The sequence below is a fragment of the Psychrobacter sp. M13 genome (assembly GCF_030718935.1).
GTDB lineage: Bacteria > Pseudomonadota > Gammaproteobacteria > Pseudomonadales > Moraxellaceae > Psychrobacter > Psychrobacter immobilis_G.
Map to the genome: position 1 here is coordinate 2928656 of NZ_CP132194.1, position 18037 is coordinate 2946692.

An 18037-nucleotide genomic window follows, 5' to 3' on the forward strand; every position below is an offset into this window, starting at 1 on the left:
TACGCCTACTTATTAATATAATAAACCTATAAATAAGGGCTTGTAGCAGATCTCAGCTTAGATACCTGGTGCAGTATCAACAGCATCAGGAACGCCGGCATCAGTCTTTTTCTGAGCGCTAGGCTTCGCTGGACGTGCGCCCAACTTTTCGCGGATACGTGCTGATTTACCAGAACGCTCACGTAAGTAGTAAAGTTTCGCACGACGAACCGCACCACGGCGTTTCAATTCGATGCTATCGATAATAGGTGAATGCAACTGGAATGCACGCTCAACACCAACACCGCTTGAAATTTTACGCACGGTGAATGCTGAGTTTAGACCACGGTTACGCTTAGCGATTACTACACCTTCAAAAGCCTGTAAACGCTCACGTTCGCCTTCACGAACTTTTACTTGTACGACAACCGTGTCGCCAGGGCTAAATTTCGGATGCTCACGCAATTGAGAGTTTTCAACACTTTGCACTAATGGATGTTTGTTGCTCATGAGAGTTATCTCCTCACATTAGATAATAGAGGCTATGCGCATATCACCTGTTTGTAATAATGGATTGTATCTGAATCATCTATAGTTAAACTTCATAATAAAAAGTATAATTAAAAAATAGTCACATACAGGATAAGGGTTTGGTAAACGGCCATTATTTTATGACCTGTTCAGTTATTATATAAAACTTATAAATTAACTTTTAAAGCCGTTATTGCTATCATTTATTTAATGGCTATTGCTATCAGATTTCGCTAGAGCTTTTAGCCATTTCGCTTGCTGAGCATTTGGCGTGAACGCTTGCCATAAGTCTGGCCGACGCGCTTGGGTTCGAGCAACTTGCTGACCAAAACGCCATTTGGCGATATTAGCATGATGACCTGAAAGTAGTACATCAGGAACGCTCATACCAGCATACTCATGTGGCTTAGTATAATGTGGGCAGTCCAGCAAACCATCGACAAACGAATCTTGTATTGCGGACTGATCGTCGCCCATAGTATCAGGCAGACGACGTATCACACTATCCATCAGCACCATCGCTGGTAGTTCACCGCCTGTAAGGACATAATCCCCAATAGACACTTCACTATCGACGTAATGCATAAGCAGGCGCTCATCAATGCCTTCATAACGACCACATAATATAATCATGCCATCGTAATCGCTCATCTCAAGCACACTATTCTCGCTCAGCGTCTGTCCTTGTGGGGACATATAGATCACTGGGCAATGCGCCGCATCAATACGACAACCATGCTGAGTAGCACGGCCGCGAGCATCATCAATCGCTTGTGCTAGCGGCTCTGCCATCATTACCATACCAGGACCACCACCATAGGGGCGCTCGTCGATACGGCGATAATTATCAGCGGTATAATCGCGTGGGTTAATGCAATCAATCGTGACCTGACCTTGAGCGCTAGCTCGTCCCGTAATACCAAAATCACGAATCGAGGCAAACATCTCAGGAAAAATACTAATCACGGCAAAATACATCTAAATCCTATAGCGATAAATATTGATGCGTATTAATAGTCGCTTGGCCAAGCAGCCACTACCGTTTTGCTAGCCATATCGACTTGCATAACCGTTTGCTTATGCCAAGGTATCAGGCGCTCTTCATTATCTAAACTGTCTGAGGTAACCGCTACTCGCATTATATCGTGAGCACCCGTTTCAAACATTTCAGTGATGTCGCCCAAATACTCGTCTTGTTCATTGATGACTTTCAAGCCCACCAAGTCTGACCAATAATACTCATCTGCCGCCGTCTCTGGTAATACGTCTTCGACCCAAACGGTAACTCCGTTCATAGTCTCAGCCACATTACGATCAGGTACTTGCTCAAACTGAGCAACAATTCCCGATCCTTGCTGACGCCACGCTTTGACAGTCAATGGCTGCATACCAGTGGCAGTTTTCATCCACCACGGCTGCATAGCAAAGATGTCTTCGCGATTATCCGTTTCACTAAATACCCATACCCAGCCTTTTATGCCATAAGGCTTTTTGAGCTGAGCGATTTTCATCAAGGCTTTAGGATCTGGAGCAGATGACATAGCGGCGAACCTAGCTTTTTATAAATGATAATAAACAATAAGTAATGACTACTATAAAATCTAGCAACTACTTATCAAAACAATAAATTTTTATCGCAACAATAAGCTTACAGCAGCAATAAACAGTTAATAGCGCACTTGGATTAACCAGTTACGCAGTATTTCAAAAACTGTATTAATGCAAGCTAAATACTATAAAAGCTTAGTTAACATTGTTAAATCAGCTGTTTATATTATAAGCTCTGCGTTTACTACTTAAGCCGTAGCTTCAGTGGTAGCAGCAGCTTTAGTGTAAGACTTAACTATTGATGCAACGCGATCTGAAGGCTGTGCGCCTTTGTCGATCCAAGACTGATACGCTTCCATGTTAACGCGTACAGACTCTTCTGAATCTTTAGCTAGCGGATTAAAAAAGCCAATGTTTTCGATGTAACGGCCATCACGCGCGCGGCGTTGATCAGCAACTACTACTTGATAAAACGGGCGTTTCTTGGCACCGCCCCGTGCTAAACGAATAACAACCATGTGAATTCTCTCTTTCGCAGGTATACCAAAAAGGGCGTAATTATAACATAGTATTTTTTGATTAAACACCTAAACTGTGTTTATTTAATGCTTTTATAACATCAGCTTATCGAAGTCTGTGTTATGCCTTATGCTTTATGAAAACCTTGAATGTCTCATGGCACAATAAGGGCTATTGCACTATACTTTAGGCTACTATTGACTTGCTAGAGCCACCACTGATATGACACCTCCAAGCTCACGTACACGTCGCCAAAGCTTATTTTCTCGCTCTTACTCTAACAGCTGGAAGACGACTTTGGTGGTCGCCTTTATTGTCATTATCAGTGTTGGCTTGAGCATCTGGTTTTTTTGGCGAAGCCTTTATCTGCCTGAGCTAAAGAGTCATGCTCGTTATCTAACGAGCGAGCTGCGCTTAATAAATAGCGTAAAACAAGACTGGCAAGATGATTTGAAAGTACAACGCTGGGTTTATAACCACTCGCATGTCGTTGTGGTAAATAATCCTAACGACTTTCCAGAAGTTTCAGACAAGGCTTTTGTAGGATTATTTACCGATGTATTACAGCGTGAGATCAGCGCGCAGCTGGGGCGTCCAGTAGAGGTCTACTTTAAGTTCAAGCCTACCCCGCAGATTTGGATACAAGATAGCCGTGACACTAGCTTTTGGATACGTGAATCTGTTGTTTACTACTCCCAATATAGTCCTGTACTATTATTCTTATTCTTACTTGGGCTACCAATATTGACGCTGTTAACTATTATTTTATTGGCGCGTCAGCTCAATCGACCGCTGCGGCACTTGCAACGTGCGGCAACTAACTATATTCGTTTGGGGCATGCAACAACTTTACCGATTGATAATGGGCCAACCGAAATCCGTCAAGTCAATACTGCGTTCAATAGGCTATTTACGACGCTCAATCAAGCACAAAAAGAGCGCACTATTATGTTGGCAGGTATCTCTCATGACTTACGTACGCCATTGACACGGATGCGTCTGACTGCAGAGATGTTGCCTGATGACTTTTTTCGTGAAGGTCTTATTTACGACATTGAAGATATGGATGCGATCCTTGAGCAGTTCATCTCTTTTATGAAAGATGGTTCTGATGAGCCTGTTCGTCTAACCAATTTAGATACGATATTTAAAGAGATTATGGTGCAGTTTGCGCCGATGAAGTTTGTTTATCAGTCTGATTGCGATAAAGCAGTACCGATACGCCCCTTGTCAATCAAGCGCCTAATCATAAACTTAGTCAATAATGCCAATCGCTACGGTAAACCACCGATTTATCTATCTGCGACTATCGTCCCGACATTTATTGAAACTGAAATCGTAGTAGATGAAGATGTAATTAGCGAGAGCGATATGAACAAAGAAGCGCAAGAGCAATTAGTGATTTGTGTGCGTGATTGCGGTGATGGGGTAGCAGAGGATCAGCTAGAGCGCATCATGCAGCCCTTTGAGCGCGGTGAGACGGCTCGTACCACTCAAGGTAGCGGATTGGGACTAGCGATTGTGAATCGTATTGCTGAACTACATCATGGCAAAGTCGAAGCTACTAATCATCCGCATGGCGGCTTGCAAGTCTGCGTCCGTATTCCTCTAATATCTAAAGTCACAGACGATGATACAGCAGCTATTGATACTAAAACCTTACCTAACCCTGATAACGTTATCAAAGGCGAATAAAGGTAAACTTACGCTAACATAGCTGCTCAAGATCAACCTACCAGCAAAATACTAACTTACTTTTAGCTCAGCAGCCTTAACCTGTACACTTAGCAATGATACTTACTACTCTCTTTCCCCAATAGGCGGTGGAATATAAGCCGCGCTATTCGCAAAAACCAAGGGCTGGGTAATTTCAGATTGCGCCTTTTGTAGGCTATCGGTGGCGCTTGGCTGCTGTAAAAATAAGTAATACCCTAAGGTAATAGCATTCAAAAGTACTAGAGCACCAAATAAATAAGGCATTAATTACCCTCCTATTTTATAGTTTTATGCATAAGCTGCAAAATTTTTGAACTAGCTCTCAAAACTTCTCTCGCTTTGATCTTGAGTGATTTGATCAGCTGAAATAGTTTGGGTCAGAGGTTTTATCGGCCAAGTCATAGTAAAGCGAGCACCGCCAAGATCAGGACTCTCGTCTACACTCATAATACCATTAAACCAAAAAGCAATGCGTGATACTATCGATAAGCCCAATCCATAGCCACCAGAAGCGCGGGTACGACTATCATCTAAGCGGGCAAAAGGAATAAATACCTTTTCGCGATCCGCCTCCGGAATACCATGCCCATCATCTTCAACCATCACAAAAGCGTCACCTTTTTTGACTCCAGCGCTAATAACAATTGTCGTCTCTGCATAGCGCAGAGCGTTACCAGCCAAGTTCTGAATGACGCGATGTAAATAGCGACGATCAGCAATAGCCGTTACTTTTGCATTAGGCGGGTTCCCCACGATCTTAATATCTTTGCCTAAAGCATTCGTCTCACGCACGACCTGCTCTATCAGCTCTTTTAAATTCACAGACTCTAGGTCAAGCTTAGGCGAGCCTTCCTCTAATTTAGCATAGGTTAAGATTTCATCGATTAGACCATTCAAAGATTCGATATCTTCGTCAATAAAATCACGCTGTTGAAACCGTGAGTCTTCATCCTCAGTATCAGCAAGCATATCGACGGCAAAGCGGATACGAGCAACGGGTGTACGCAATTCATGAGACACCGCGCGTGTCAGCTCACGCTGAGATTCAATCAAGCGTTTAATATGCGATGTCATGGCATTAAAAGTCGCTGACAGCCGTGCAATTTCATCTTGACCTATCACTTGCACCTGAATATCGAGATTGCCTTCGCTAACCTCATTAACGCCAACTTGGATCAGCTGCAATTTGCGCTCAAGGGGGAAGATAAGCGCATAGACGCCCAAACTGATTAAGAACATACTGATCAGTACCATACTGATAATGAGATTCAGTGGAAACCAATTAAAGAGCGGTACAGGTCCCATCATCACGACCATATCATTGATCTCAGATGGCACAATAATTTTGATCGAAGAGCTGCCTTGACTACTGCTGGTATCTTGAAACAAAATCACCACTTCATCACGGCGCAAACGGGCTAACTGATCGCTATCCAAATTTAAGGTATTAATACCCTTCAATGTCAGCGGAAAGGCAAATTTCTCTGATAGCTGGGTCAGACGGTCACGTTTTTCCGATATTCTTGCATAGTAGGATAAATCATCTAATAAAAACACTGCCATAGCGCGTACTTGCTGCTCGGTCACTTGTGATATTCTGACCGTCAATACACTCTCACCATCTGGCAGGCGATGATAAACATCAGCGAAAGTTGGTTGAGCCACATAACGTACAACCGTCTTTCCATCTTCAAAACGACGCAGCTCACTTGAGCTAAAATCTATTTCTTCAATCGGTAGCACGCGAAAGCTTGAGCCGAAAAGACTACTGGCATCTGATAACCAATATTCACGCTGAGACTCGCTTTCTTGCCGAGAAATCCCCTCACTCACCAAATAAAACGCACCCGTAGCCATATTTTCGCGATAAGATTGGACTCGCTCTTTATTGATAGTATCCATCAAAAGTTGTGCAAACAAAGCCACACATAGACAGACAATCAAGAGTCCACCATAGATACGAACGAAGATACTGTGTTTTAACGAAGAGACTAATGACATACGTGTCGTGACCAAACGGTTGAATGTGAATGAGATAAAAATAGAGCGCTTTTTATTTATAGCAGCTAATTAAACCATATAATACTAATAATAAGGTTAAAAAGTTAAAATTTAGCCCTAAAAAAACCAGCATAGCGCTGGTTTTTTAATTAATGAACAATCAGTGATCTATTTTAAACCGCTAAACAGGCTTAGTTACCTTCTTTTACAAATAGATAGCCTTTGCTACGTACGGTCTTGATGCGTTTTGGATTTTCAGGATCATCGCCGATTTTTGGACGGATACGTGAGATACGCACATCGATAGAGCGATCCTGACCATCATATTCAATACCGCGTAGACGCTCAAAGATATCTTCGCGTGACAAAATACGACCTGCATTAGAAGCTAATAGCCACAATAGATCATATTCAGCACTAGTAAAGTCGACCAGCTCTTCACCAAGCATTACCGAGCGACCGCCATTATCGATTACTAGCTCACCAAACTCCAAACGCTGCGGCACATCTTCTGATGGCGCATTTTCAGAGCGACGCAACAAGGCACGGATACGAGCAAGCAATACTCGTGGTTGTGCAGGCTTGGCAACATAATCATCAGCGCCCATCTCTAAACCTAGTACTTGATCCATATCTTCGGTGCGCGCCGTCAACATCAAAATAGGATTTTGATAATGAGGACGTACTTCACGGCAGACCGTCAAGCCATCGCTACCAGGTAGCATAACGTCGAGCACTACTAAATCAGGTTGTTCACTTACAATACGACGGATAGCGCGGTTACCATCGGTCTCAATTGCCACTTCTAAGCCGTTTTTGACCAAATAATCTTGTGTCAACATGGCCAGACGCTCATCATCCTCAACAATCAAAATTCGAGGGGTATTATCGTCATCATTTGTTGTCATTTTGGTGTCCTCTAATACATCTTAATTAAAATAAAAAAGTTAACTCATAAATATTAACAGCACAATAAAATAGCACGATTTATTCTATGACTATTCATGCCTTTATGTTGGTATTTGTATTGACTTACTAGCTTAAGTTATCGTTACTTGTTGCAGTACAAAGCATAGGGCTTCCTATACTATAGCCTATTGTTACTAACAAAACCTATAAACAATACAGATTAAAACTTTAGTATACGTCCAATATTTTTAATATATTCAATATAAGCTGCCATATAGACATTATTCTAATATAAATAATCCCTATTATAAATTTATTAATGATTGAGCAGTCATTTTCTAGTATTTATAGCAAAATTATCTGCTTGATAATATAACGAAATATTAAGGATACTGCTAGTAAATTTTATTAAAAACGCTTATTTGCTACCGCTTGAGCGTCATCCGATGAATATCAATAATAGTTATAGAGATACCATAAAAAAACAGCCCTTAGTGGACTGTCTTTTATAAAAAACGCTAGTTATATTTTACCGAAGTAGTAACGAGCTTAACTTAGTAACGAGGTTAGCTGCGGTTTTGGTACTTGCGGATAGTTTGCAACTGCGCTACTGACTCTGCAAGAGATGCTAGTGCAGCATTAGTTTGCAGCGTATCAGACTGATTAACTAGCATCTGCTCCGCTTGACGGCGAGCTTCAACGATCTTGCTTTCATCAAGGTTGTGCGCACGCATAGCCGTATCTGCTAAGATAGTTACCATCTGCGGCTGAACTTCTAAAACACCGCCTGAAACATAGATAACTTCTTCCTCACCATTTGCTGTTTGTACGCGCATTGCGCCTGGCTTTAGCAAAGTAATAAGTGGCGTGTGGCCTGGCAATATCCCGATTTCACCTTCAACTCCAGTGGCGATCAGCATACTAATCTCCCCTGAATATAACTCTTCACGGGCACTTACGACGCGACATTGTAACGTTGCCATACTAAACTCCATGTTTTAAAAACGGTTCTAAAAGCAGCTATAAAATCTGCAGTTATAAATCTACAATATAAGCGAGTACATAGATCATAATTTATGCACTCGCTTAATGTCGTAACGACTTATGCTGCGGTAGATTTCATTTTTTCAGCTTTAGCGACCACTTCATCGATACCGCCTGCCATATAGAAAGCTTGCTCTGGTAAATCATCATATTCACCCGCGATGATCGCTTTAAAGCTAGCAATGGTATCGCGTAGTGGGACATATTTACCAGGTGCGCCGGTGAAGATCTCAGCAACGTGGAATGGCTGTGATAAGAAGCGCTGAATCTTACGTGCGCGATAAACGGTTAGTTTATCTTCTTCTGACAGCTCATCCATACCGAGAATGGCGATAATATCTTTCAATTCTTTATAGCTCTGCAATACTTCCTGTACGCCACGAGCGACATTATAATGCTCTTCACCGATCACTTGTGGATCAAGCTGACGTGAGGTTGAATCCAATGGATCAACTGCAGGATAGATACCTTGTGATGCGATATCACGGCTCAATACAACCGTTGCATCCAAGTGAGCAAAAGTCGTAGCAGGTGATGGATCGGTCAAATCATCGGCTGGTACATAGACCGCTTGAACTGAAGTAATAGAACCTGATTGAGTTGACGTGATACGCTCTTGAAGCATACCCATCTCTTCCGCTAGCGTTGGCTGATAACCAACTGCTGATGGCATACGACCTAGCAGTGCTGACACTTCAGTACCGGCTAGTGTATAGCGATAGATATTATCAACAAATAGCAATACGTCACGGCCTTTACCAGTAGCAGGATCTTTCGTATCACGGAAATATTCAGCCATAGTCAAACCAGACAGTGCAACACGTAAACGGTTACCCGGTGGCTCATTCATCTGGCCGTATACCATCGCTACTTTAGATTTGCTAAAGTCTTCGGTATTGACAACACCAGCGTCTTGCATTTCGTGATAGAAGTCATTTCCTTCACGAGTACGCTCACCAACACCAGCGAAAACTGATAGACCTTCGTGTTTCAATGCGATGTTGTTGATCAGTTCCATCATATTGACCGTTTTACCGACACCCGCACCACCGAACAAACCAACTTTACCACCTTTAGCAAACGGGCAAAGTAAGTCAATTACCTTGATACCTGTCTCTAAAAGCTCAGTGCTGTTTGATTGGTCAGCATAGCTTGGCGCGTCACGGTGAATAGACCAGCGCTCATCAGCAACGACAGGACCTTCTTCATCGATAGGACGACCAAGAACATCCATAATACGACCTAGCGTACCAACACCTACTGGCACAGAAATTGGACCACCAGTGTTAGTAACCGGTAGGTTGCGCTTGAGGCCTTCGGTTGAGCCCATAGCAATCGTACGTACGATGCCATCACCCAACTGCTGCTGTACTTCTAAAGTGGTTTCGGTGCCATCAACTTGCAGGGCATCATAAATCTGTGGAACTTCGTTACGGTTGAACTCAACGTCAAGAACCGCGCCAATAATCTGTACAATACGACCGCTACTCATTGCGTTCTCCTTTAACTTCTATATATATAGGGGTTTCATATCTCATAAAGAGGATCAATTATGAAACAGCAGCAGCACCGCCAACGATTTCCGAGATCTCTCGGGTAATCGCCGCTTGACGCAGCTTGTTATAAACCAGTTGTAAATCGTTGATTAAGTCGCCAGCATTATCGGTTGCCGCTTTCATTGCAACCATACGTGATGACTGCTCTGAAGCAATGTTTTCCATAACCGCTTGATAGACGATCGATTCGATATAGCGCCCAAGCAATTCATCAATCAAAGTTTTGACATCAGGCTCGTAGATATAATCCCAGCTCAGTTCGGTTTTTATACCGCTCTCTTCGCCGTTTAAAGCATTCTCTGGTAATGGTACCAGCTGATTAACTGTAGGCTTTTGAGTCATCGCATTGATGAATTGGTTATAAACCACATAGATACGGTCTATATTGCCTTTATTGTAATCATCAAGCATTGCTTGCACGGGCGAGTTAATCTGCTCAAAGGTTGGCTTATCGCCATAATCAGTCACAGCTGAAGTAACTTTACCACCAAAGCTCTTAAAAAAGCTGACGCCTTTAGAACCAATAACGGCAAACTCAGCGTCTACGGACTGGTCTTGATACTGTTGAATATTTTTTGATAAAGCTTTGAATAAGTTAATATTCAAACCACCCGCTAGACCTCGATCTGAGGTGATAACAATATAGCCCACTTTATTAACTGGGCGCGTTACCATATACGGATGCTTATAGTCTGATGAGGCATGCACCAAATGCGAGATAACCCGGCGCATACTATCGGCATACGGGCGACCCACACTCATGCGCTCTTGAGCTCGGCGCATCTTACTCGCCGCTACCATTTGCATAGCACGAGTAATTTTTTGGGTGCTTTTAATACTGGTGACTTTGGCACGTATCTCTTTTAAGCTTGCCATAATGATTCCAATATAAGAGGGTTAAAAAGCATTGACGCACTATTTAAATAAAAAACACAACTACTATTAAATAACACTACGCAATTATATGCTGCTGCTTATAGGTAGTGACACGGATTTAAAAAACGTGCCACTATCCTTACTATCAGCTAGATTAGCTTAACCCGTTAACTTAGTATTTACTAACTTAGTATTTGTTAACTCAGTAACTATTAACCTAGTAACTGCTAAACTAGTAACTGTGGTTTTGTTTAAAAGTCTCAACAGATGATTTTAAACGACCAGCAATATCATCATTATAGTTTGCTGTTTCATCAATCTCATTCATTAAGTCAGATTGCTCATCGTGCATATAACGCAAGTAAGCTTCTTCAAAAGAGCCAATCTTATCGACAGGTACGTCTGCTAAGAAACCTTCATTTGAAGCATAGATAACAGCGGCTTGCTCAGAGATAGACATGGGCTGATATTGTTTTTGTTTCATCAGTTCAGTCACACGCTCACCATGATCCAACTGTTCGCGCGTCGCATCATCAAGATCTGATGCAAACTGAGCAAAGGCTGCTAATTCACGATACTGAGCCAGTGCAGTACGAATACCACCAGATAATTTCTTAATGATCTTCGTTTGCGCTGCACCACCAACACGAGATACCGAGATACCAGCGTTAACTGCTGGACGGATACCTGAGTTAAATAGGCTTGACTCTAAGAAGATCTGACCATCAGTAATTGAAATTACGTTAGTTGGTACGAATGCAGATACGTCACCCGCTTGAGTTTCAATAATCGGCAATGCAGTCAAAGAACCTGTTTTACCAACCACTTCACCATTAGTGAACTTCTCTACATACGCTGCGTTGACGCGTGATGCACGCTCAAGTAAACGTGAATGAAGATAGAATACATCTCCAGGATAAGCTTCACGACCTGGTGGACGACGTAGCAACAGTGATATCTGACGATAAGCAACCGCTTGCTTTGATAAATCATCAAAGATGATTAACGCATCTTCACCGCGGTCACGGAAATACTCACCCATCGTACAACCTGAATATGGTGCGATATACTGTAGTGCTGCTGGCTCTGAGGCTGACGCGACTACTACTGTGGTATACTCAAGTGCGCCAGTTTGCTCAAGCTTACGTACAACGTTAGCGATCGTAGAACGCTTCTGACCAATAGCCACATAAACACATTTGATGCCAGATGATTTTTGCGCAATAATCGCATCAATCGCCATCGCGGTTTTACCCGTCTGACGGTCACCAATGATAAGCTCACGCTGACCACGACCGATTGGAATCATAGTGTCAACGGCTTTATAACCGGTCATTACCGGTTGATCAACAGATTGACGATCGATAACGCCCGGGGCGATTTTCTCGACTTTATCAGTCATTTTGGCATCGATAGGGCCTTTGCCATCGATAGGATTACCTAGGGCATCAACAACACGTCCTAGCAGCTCAGGGCCTACAGGTACTTCAAGAATACGACCTGTACAATAAGCCTTTTGGCCTTCTTGTAATTTTAGATAATCACCTAAGACTACTGCACCGACAGAATCACGCTCTAAGTTCAGCGCCATACCGTAGATTTCGCCTTCAAACTCGATCATTTCGCCATACATGGCATCTTCAAGACCATGAATCTGCACGATACCGTCAGATACTTTGACAATCGTGCCTTCATTCTTTGCAGTTGCACCCGCATCAAGGTCTTGAATACGCTGCTTAATCAGACTACTGATTTCCGCTGGATTCAATTGTTGCATTGCCTGGATTCCTTTAATTTATGATACCGCTTGCGTGCTTAAAGATGCCTACTAACACTCCAAGCCATCTTTAGCTCGATAGTGTCTGTAGAACGTATTAAGCCGTTAGCTGTGTTTTTAACTGTTTTAACTTGCCGCGCACCGAATCATCAATGATCTTGTCACCAACTTTTATGGTAGCGCCTGCTAAAAGACTAGGGTCAACGGTTTCGTGGATCACCACACTAGCATTGAGCGAAGTGGAGAGACGGGTTTGTATCTGTTCACGTTGAGCCACTGTCAATGGATAAGCTGTGGTTACATAAGCGTCGAGCTGCTTTAGGCTAATCGCTTTGTGACGACGATAATGCTCGTAAACCTCAGGCAACAAAGCTAAACGCTCTTGCTCTGCTAACTGATTGACAAAGTTGCTAAGCGCCGCAGATACTTTAGGAGAGCTTGAGCTATCACTAGAGCCTTTGGTTGCACTTAATAACTGCTTAAAAGCAGACTCGCCATCACCAGCTACTTGCGTATCATAAAGATCAGTCAAAGCCGCTGACTTATGCTCAGCGCTAACCGCTGGATTGTCTAGCATAGTGTGGAACGATTTATCACTGACAATAGTGCTGGCAATGAACAAAAAGTCTTCCCACGCGTTGACTACGCCGTGCTCATTAGCATAGTCAAACGCAGCTTTTGCATAGGGTCGTGCTAAGGTTGATAAGTCAGCCATTATATCCTCACAATTACAGCTTCGCCGCCAGTTGATCTAGCATACTGGCATGTTTTTGCATATCGACTTTTTCTTGCAAAATCTTCTCAGCACCAAGGACTGCAAGCTCTGCAACTTGGTTACGTAATGACTCACGCGCTTGATTGATTTCTTGGTCGATTGCCGCTTGTGCTTGCTGACGAATACGCTCGCCTTCTATTTGTGCTTGCGATTTGGCGTCTTCAACAAGTTGATTAGCGCTTTTATTCGCCTGCTCAATGAGCGCAGCCGCACGGGTTTTGGCAAGGTTAAGCTCTTGCTCTACATCTTGCTCTGCGGTCGCCAGGTCGGCTTTTGCTTTTTCGGCGGCATTTAAGCCTTCAGCGATTTTGCGCTGACGCTCATTAATAGCACCGATAAGTGGTGGCCACACAAACTTCATGCAGAACATCACAAAGATTGCAAAAGCAATGGCTTGACCGATGAGGGTAGAATTGATATTCACGTGATCACCTCTTTGTTAATGAAAAATCAGTTTCATTGACCATGTTTGATAGTCAAGGTTTGGCTATGGTTTCTAGACAAGCATCGAAAATCAAACATTTTCAACTGAGCTTTCTGATTAACCTGCTAGAGGGTTTGCGAACAACAATAGCATAGCGATACCAACACCGATCATTGGGATCGCATCAAGTAAGCCTGCTACGATGAACATACGGGTTTGCAACTGTGAGCCAAGCTCTGGTTGACGGGCAACGCCTTCTAAGAATTTGCCACCTAAGATTGCAAAGCCAATACCTGTACCTAGTGCGCCAAGGCCGATAAGTAGCGCTACTGCGATAACTGTGTAACCACCTAATACTGGATCCATTGATGTAACCTCATTTACCTATTGAAAAATTAATGTTCAGTTGAAGATGCTAGTGACATATAAACTATCGTTAGCATCATAAATACGAACGCTTGGAGGGTAATAATTAAAATATGGAAAATCGCCCATGGTACTGATAGTGCCCACTGAATCCAAAAAGGCATCAAGGCAATCAGTATGAAAATCAACTCACCAGCATACATGTTACCGAATAGTCGTAGACCTAAAGAGATAGGCTTGGCTATTAGGGTAACAAACTCTAAGATGAAGTTAATGGGTATTAAAATAATTTGTACGATAGGGTTTTTAGCGCTAAAAGGATGTAGCGTTAACTCGCCAACAAACCCGCCTAAACCTTTTTCTTTGATACTGTAAAATAAAATCAATATAAAGACAGAGAAGGACATACCAAGGGTAATGTTAGGATCAGTCGTTGGGACAATCTTAAAGAACACATGATGCGGATCGTGTCCCATCATTGCGCCAATTTGTCCAGCAATCATCGGGATAAAATCAACGGGTAGTAAATCCATCAAGTTCATCAAGAATATCCACACAAAGATGGTCAATGCTAAAGGCGCGATCAGCTTTGAGGTGCCACTGTAAGAGTCACGGACGTTGTTATCAACGAACTCAACAATCATCTCAACGGCAGCCTGTGTTTTGCTTGGCACCCCTGAAGTGACTTTTCGAGCGACCATCCAAAAGATCGCACAGAAAACAATGCCTAAACCAATTGACCAAAGCATAGAATCAAGGTGAATGGCTTTAAAGCCCATAGCACTTGCTTCTTCTGCCGTATAGGCAACCTTCCAACCTTCGCCCGGCAAATAGCCGTACGTCCAATTGGTCAAATGGTGAGAGATATATTCTGTTGTTGTTTGCTCGCCTGCCATAGTTTCAGCTTCTTATTAATCAACGATTTACTCAACTACCAAAAATATGGTTGTTATCTTCTAAGGTTGTTTATCTCACTTATTAATGAGACAAATAAACGCCTATTCAGCGCCCTTAAAATCAATAACAGCCACCCCAATCTAGCTTTTACCCTAATGCAAATACTTGTTTTTATTAGCTTTACATAAATTTTAGCTATAAAAAAAGGGCTTGAAAGTAATAACTACTAGCCCTTTATATTCACATATAAGCTTATTTTACATAAGCTGGTTATATGTTGGCTTGTCTGTATCCATTCGACAAGTCTGCTGCTCAAATTAGTAAAGTTGAGCAAAACAATTAGTTGTGTATAGTAATGCAGCGTTGTATTCGTGTAAAGCCTATTATTCATTTTTTATCTACTATCTGCTTGATTTATTAGCTAACAGCTTTAACAGTATAGGTTTAGATGGATAAAGAAATTGTAAGATATTATTTTAAGTCTTGTTTTTAGTGAAAATTAGGCGTATTGAGCTATCATCCATTTATAACGTTACTTTATACGGCCCAACATCAGTACATGGCTGACTTTCATGGTAATAAACGCTATAAATAGAGCGGGTGCGGATAAGGGCTCAACCATAGTAAAGATTAGAGCAAAACCAAAAACCGTCAATAGCCACTTTAGCGCCTGTCCACGGAAAAATTGACTAACAATGCGATTGCGAGCCTGATAGCCAGTATAACTAAACATAAACCAAGCGAATACCATTTGGGTCGCAAAACCTAGAAAACCACCGATAGCAGCGCTTTTGGCTATGACTAAATCACTATGCAGCCAGCTACTATCTATCAGCCAAGCGCTGACAATAACTAATAATAGTGCCCAAGTTTGCCGTTTGAAATAGACCCGAATTTGATCTTTTTGGCTGCGTTTAGCAGGTTGGGTCATCAGCTATCCTAAAATGTTAAAGGCTCAACAAAGCGCTGATTATTATAGTAATTAACCTGAGCGTAAGCAAGTGAAACACGGCTACTATCAATTGTTTAGCGCTGACTTGACTTAAGCTTTATCTACAGCGAGCTAATTTTAAAGACACACTGGTTATCAGTTTTGTAGGGTGTGGTTAGCGAAGCATAAACCGCCAAATAGTTTAGATAACAATAGTTTAGATAGCATAGGCAGGTTACGTTTTATCTTGATTCTCTGCGAGAACAGAATAAAACTAACCTACTCTACGATAATTAAGTCATCGCTCACTTTAATATACTTAGACAGTTACGAGTAAGGTTTTACTCATATTAAAGTAGTTATCAGTGACAAACTAAACTATGCAGTTGGTTATCTGCTCGCTCATATCACGCCAGCCTTGTACAAAGTCCTGAGTGGCACTCATATCCTCTGATTGTATAGTGCTAGTCACAGGCTGTAGCTTCGCCAATAACCCTTTTGCAGGCGTACTTTGCGTGACCAAACACATGGTTTCAGCAGGGCGCTGCTCGCTCAGCCAACGTATTTGACTGGCTTTTGGTGCTAAATGATGATCCTGGCTTAGGCTGCCGACAAATTGAAGATTGGTAGCTGCTTCTAGGTACTGATAAGCATCATGATAAGCCCAATAAGGACGCAGCTGATTGAGATTTTTCGGCTTATTTTGTAAGGCTACTGCTTGATCCATACGCTGAGCAAACTCTTGCGCGTTGGCTTGATACAGCGCTTTATATTGCGGATTGGCATGGCTATGGATTACTGCCAAAGCGCGAGTGATTGCCTTGGCATTTTCAGGATCTAGCCAAATATGGGGATCTAACGTTCCTTGCATAGGCTGACCTTTGACGTCGCGAAGTGGGTGGCGATTGAAAGCGTCAAAGGCAAACAGTGAGATAGCATTTGGCGCAGTCTCTAAGCTAGTGGCTAGATTATTCTCTAATGACTTGCCAAACCAAACCACGAATTTGCTGTCCTGTATGTTTTTGATATCGCCTGGACTAATACTGCCATGATGACCGACTTCGCTTGGGTCTAATAGCTGTTTGGCTGAGGGTGCACCTATCGTTACCGCTTCGCTTAATAAAAATAGCGGATAGTTACTGACACTGACAGTCGCGGCTTGGGCATTTAAAATCATAGTGCTTATCATCACCAAAGCTGTTATCACCAGTCGCGGCAAGCTCAAAACAGGAGTTGATGCTTTGTTGATCAATGTCTTACACAAGCCGATGTCAGACTTTGTCTTTTTAGTGATAAGACTGGGATAAGATTTCATAGGTAAGCAATCCTCAATAAATAAGTGGTGATAAGGTAAATGGTACAAGGTAAGCGATGATAAATAATAGGACAGTGATGCGCCTTTTATTATTTCATTATGTTATACCATAACAATTATAAATGTATAGTTATTTTGAGCTATAATTTTAAAATAATATTATGTTATAATATAACGATTAATAGTTATTATTGGAGTTACTGCCTTGTCTACTACTGTTTCTGCTTGTCAGCATCCTCACGATACTCAGCATCTTTCAAGCGCTGATATCGCTGAGCGATTGATCGCTGCCATAGAGCAGTGTCGTGTACGAGGTGTGCGTTTTACTCAGCTACGCAAGCAAATATATGAGCTAGTTCTACAAGCTAAGAAGCCTGTCGGTGCTTATGATTTGATGACCCAGCTACAGCAGCTGCGCTTAGCCCAGACGTCTGACACTGATGGCTTAGCTACAGAGCTTGTCGCCAAACAAAAAAAGCAAATTCCTAAAAATGTAGCGCCACCAACGGTGTATCGTAGTCTGGAGTTTTTATTAGGCGAAGGTCTTATCCATCAACTGACCTCAATCAATGCTTATGTGCCTTGCTGTCATCCCCGCGCTGAGCATACTGCCGCCTTTCTGATCTGTGACATATGCCTGCGCGTACAAGAATGTAGTAGCTTGCCTGTACAAGAGATGATGAGCTTTGCAGAACAAGACGTTGGCTTTAGAGTGACTCGTAGCGTCATTGAATTGAGCGGTCGCTGCCAAAACTGTCATTAGCTTTTACAGGTTAACCCTTTTCATTTTTAGTTGATCCTTTTATAGCTACTACTATGCCCTGATTTACGTCCGATGAGCTACCCTATTATGAGTTATTTAAGTCTTTCCTC

The 18037-nt window shown here is 42.4% G+C and carries 19 protein-coding genes; 2 read left to right on the forward strand and 17 right to left on the reverse strand.

Translation table 11 applies throughout. From position 1 onward, the window contains the following. Nucleotides 1–57: 57 nt before the first annotated feature. From rplS to rpsP, 4 genes are all read right to left on the reverse strand, one after another. The gene (rplS, locus tag Q9G97_RS12405) at nt 58–489 is read right to left on the reverse strand and encodes a 50S ribosomal protein L19 (RefSeq protein WP_201570438.1); all 432 of its coding nucleotides are present in this window, start codon (nt 487–489) and stop codon (nt 58–60) included. Nucleotides 490–717: 228 nt separating this feature from the next. Further along, nucleotides 718–1488 carry a tRNA (guanosine(37)-N1)-methyltransferase TrmD gene (trmD, locus tag Q9G97_RS12410; protein WP_305899062.1) on the reverse strand — a complete coding sequence of 257 codons (771 nt, stop codon included), beginning with the start codon at nt 1486–1488 and terminating at the stop codon, nt 718–720. Between the two features lie 32 nt (nt 1489–1520). After that, on the reverse strand, nt 1521–2051 hold the full coding sequence (gene rimM / locus Q9G97_RS12415) for a ribosome maturation factor RimM (protein ID WP_305899063.1): 531 nt from the start codon (nt 2049–2051) through the stop codon (nt 1521–1523). 255 nt (nt 2052–2306) lie between these two features. Continuing rightward, nucleotides 2307–2576: a 30S ribosomal protein S16 gene (gene rpsP, locus Q9G97_RS12420; RefSeq protein ID WP_305899064.1), complete on the reverse strand. Its 270-nt coding sequence runs from the start codon at nt 2574–2576 to the stop codon at nt 2307–2309. A 223-nt stretch (nt 2577–2799) separates the two neighbouring features. On the opposite strand from rpsP, the gene Q9G97_RS12425 reads away from it, so the two are divergent. Further along, nucleotides 2800–4272 carry an ATP-binding protein gene (locus Q9G97_RS12425; RefSeq protein WP_305899065.1) on the forward strand — a complete coding sequence of 491 codons (1473 nt, stop codon included), beginning with the start codon at nt 2800–2802 and terminating at the stop codon, nt 4270–4272. Between the two features lie 105 nt (nt 4273–4377). Here the strand turns inward: Q9G97_RS12425 and Q9G97_RS12430 are convergent, their stop codons facing one another. From Q9G97_RS12430 to Q9G97_RS12490, 13 genes are all read right to left on the reverse strand, one after another. Continuing rightward, nucleotides 4378–4557 (reverse strand): hypothetical protein, encoded by a 180-nt coding sequence (locus tag Q9G97_RS12430; protein ID WP_305899066.1) that lies wholly within the window; start codon nt 4555–4557, stop codon nt 4378–4380. Between the two features lie 51 nt (nt 4558–4608). Beyond that, nucleotides 4609–6294, reverse strand: a complete 1686-nt coding sequence (locus Q9G97_RS12435) for an ATP-binding protein (protein WP_305899067.1) — start codon at nt 6292–6294, stop codon at nt 4609–4611. 191 nt (nt 6295–6485) lie between these two features. Then, complete coding sequence (locus Q9G97_RS12440; RefSeq protein WP_201570451.1) at nt 6486–7202, reverse strand: response regulator; 717 nt, start codon at nt 7200–7202, stop codon at nt 6486–6488. Nucleotides 7203–7769: 567 nt separating this feature from the next. After that, nucleotides 7770–8186 (reverse strand): F0F1 ATP synthase subunit epsilon, encoded by a 417-nt coding sequence (locus Q9G97_RS12445; protein WP_201570452.1) that lies wholly within the window; start codon nt 8184–8186, stop codon nt 7770–7772. A 119-nt stretch (nt 8187–8305) separates the two neighbouring features. After that, nucleotides 8306–9739 carry a F0F1 ATP synthase subunit beta gene (gene atpD, locus Q9G97_RS12450; protein ID WP_305899068.1) on the reverse strand — a complete coding sequence of 478 codons (1434 nt, stop codon included), beginning with the start codon at nt 9737–9739 and terminating at the stop codon, nt 8306–8308. Between the two features lie 58 nt (nt 9740–9797). After that, nucleotides 9798–10679 carry a F0F1 ATP synthase subunit gamma gene (gene atpG, locus Q9G97_RS12455; protein WP_201570454.1) on the reverse strand — a complete coding sequence of 294 codons (882 nt, stop codon included), beginning with the start codon at nt 10677–10679 and terminating at the stop codon, nt 9798–9800. A 232-nt stretch (nt 10680–10911) separates the two neighbouring features. Continuing rightward, a complete protein-coding gene (atpA, locus tag Q9G97_RS12460; protein WP_201570456.1) occupies nt 10912–12456 on the reverse strand; it encodes a F0F1 ATP synthase subunit alpha in 1545 nt (514 codons plus the stop codon). Nucleotides 12457–12553: 97 nt separating this feature from the next. Further along, entirely contained in the window at nt 12554–13171 is a 618-nt protein-coding gene (locus Q9G97_RS12465; protein WP_305899069.1) for a F0F1 ATP synthase subunit delta, read from the reverse strand. A gap of 13 nt (nt 13172–13184) precedes the next feature. Next, the gene (locus Q9G97_RS12470; RefSeq protein WP_305899070.1) at nt 13185–13655 is read right to left on the reverse strand and encodes a F0F1 ATP synthase subunit B; all 471 of its coding nucleotides are present in this window, start codon (nt 13653–13655) and stop codon (nt 13185–13187) included. 117 nt (nt 13656–13772) lie between these two features. Then, entirely contained in the window at nt 13773–14021 is a 249-nt protein-coding gene (gene atpE / locus Q9G97_RS12475) for a F0F1 ATP synthase subunit C (RefSeq protein ID WP_010197960.1), read from the reverse strand. Nucleotides 14022–14050: 29 nt separating this feature from the next. Then, on the reverse strand, nt 14051–14917 hold the full coding sequence (gene atpB / locus Q9G97_RS12480; RefSeq protein WP_201570459.1) for a F0F1 ATP synthase subunit A: 867 nt from the start codon (nt 14915–14917) through the stop codon (nt 14051–14053). A 533-nt stretch (nt 14918–15450) separates the two neighbouring features. Then, nucleotides 15451–15849 (reverse strand): ATP synthase subunit I, encoded by a 399-nt coding sequence (locus Q9G97_RS12485; RefSeq protein ID WP_305899071.1) that lies wholly within the window; start codon nt 15847–15849, stop codon nt 15451–15453. Between the two features lie 373 nt (nt 15850–16222). After that, on the reverse strand, nt 16223–17164 hold the full coding sequence (locus tag Q9G97_RS12490; protein ID WP_201570461.1) for a metal ABC transporter substrate-binding protein: 942 nt from the start codon (nt 17162–17164) through the stop codon (nt 16223–16225). Nucleotides 17165–17369: 205 nt separating this feature from the next. Here Q9G97_RS12490 and Q9G97_RS12495 point away from each other — a divergent pair, with 205 nt between their 5' ends. Continuing rightward, on the forward strand, nt 17370–17927 hold the full coding sequence (locus tag Q9G97_RS12495) for a Fur family transcriptional regulator (RefSeq protein ID WP_371747889.1): 558 nt from the start codon (nt 17370–17372) through the stop codon (nt 17925–17927). Nucleotides 17928–18037: the final 110 nt, after the last annotated feature.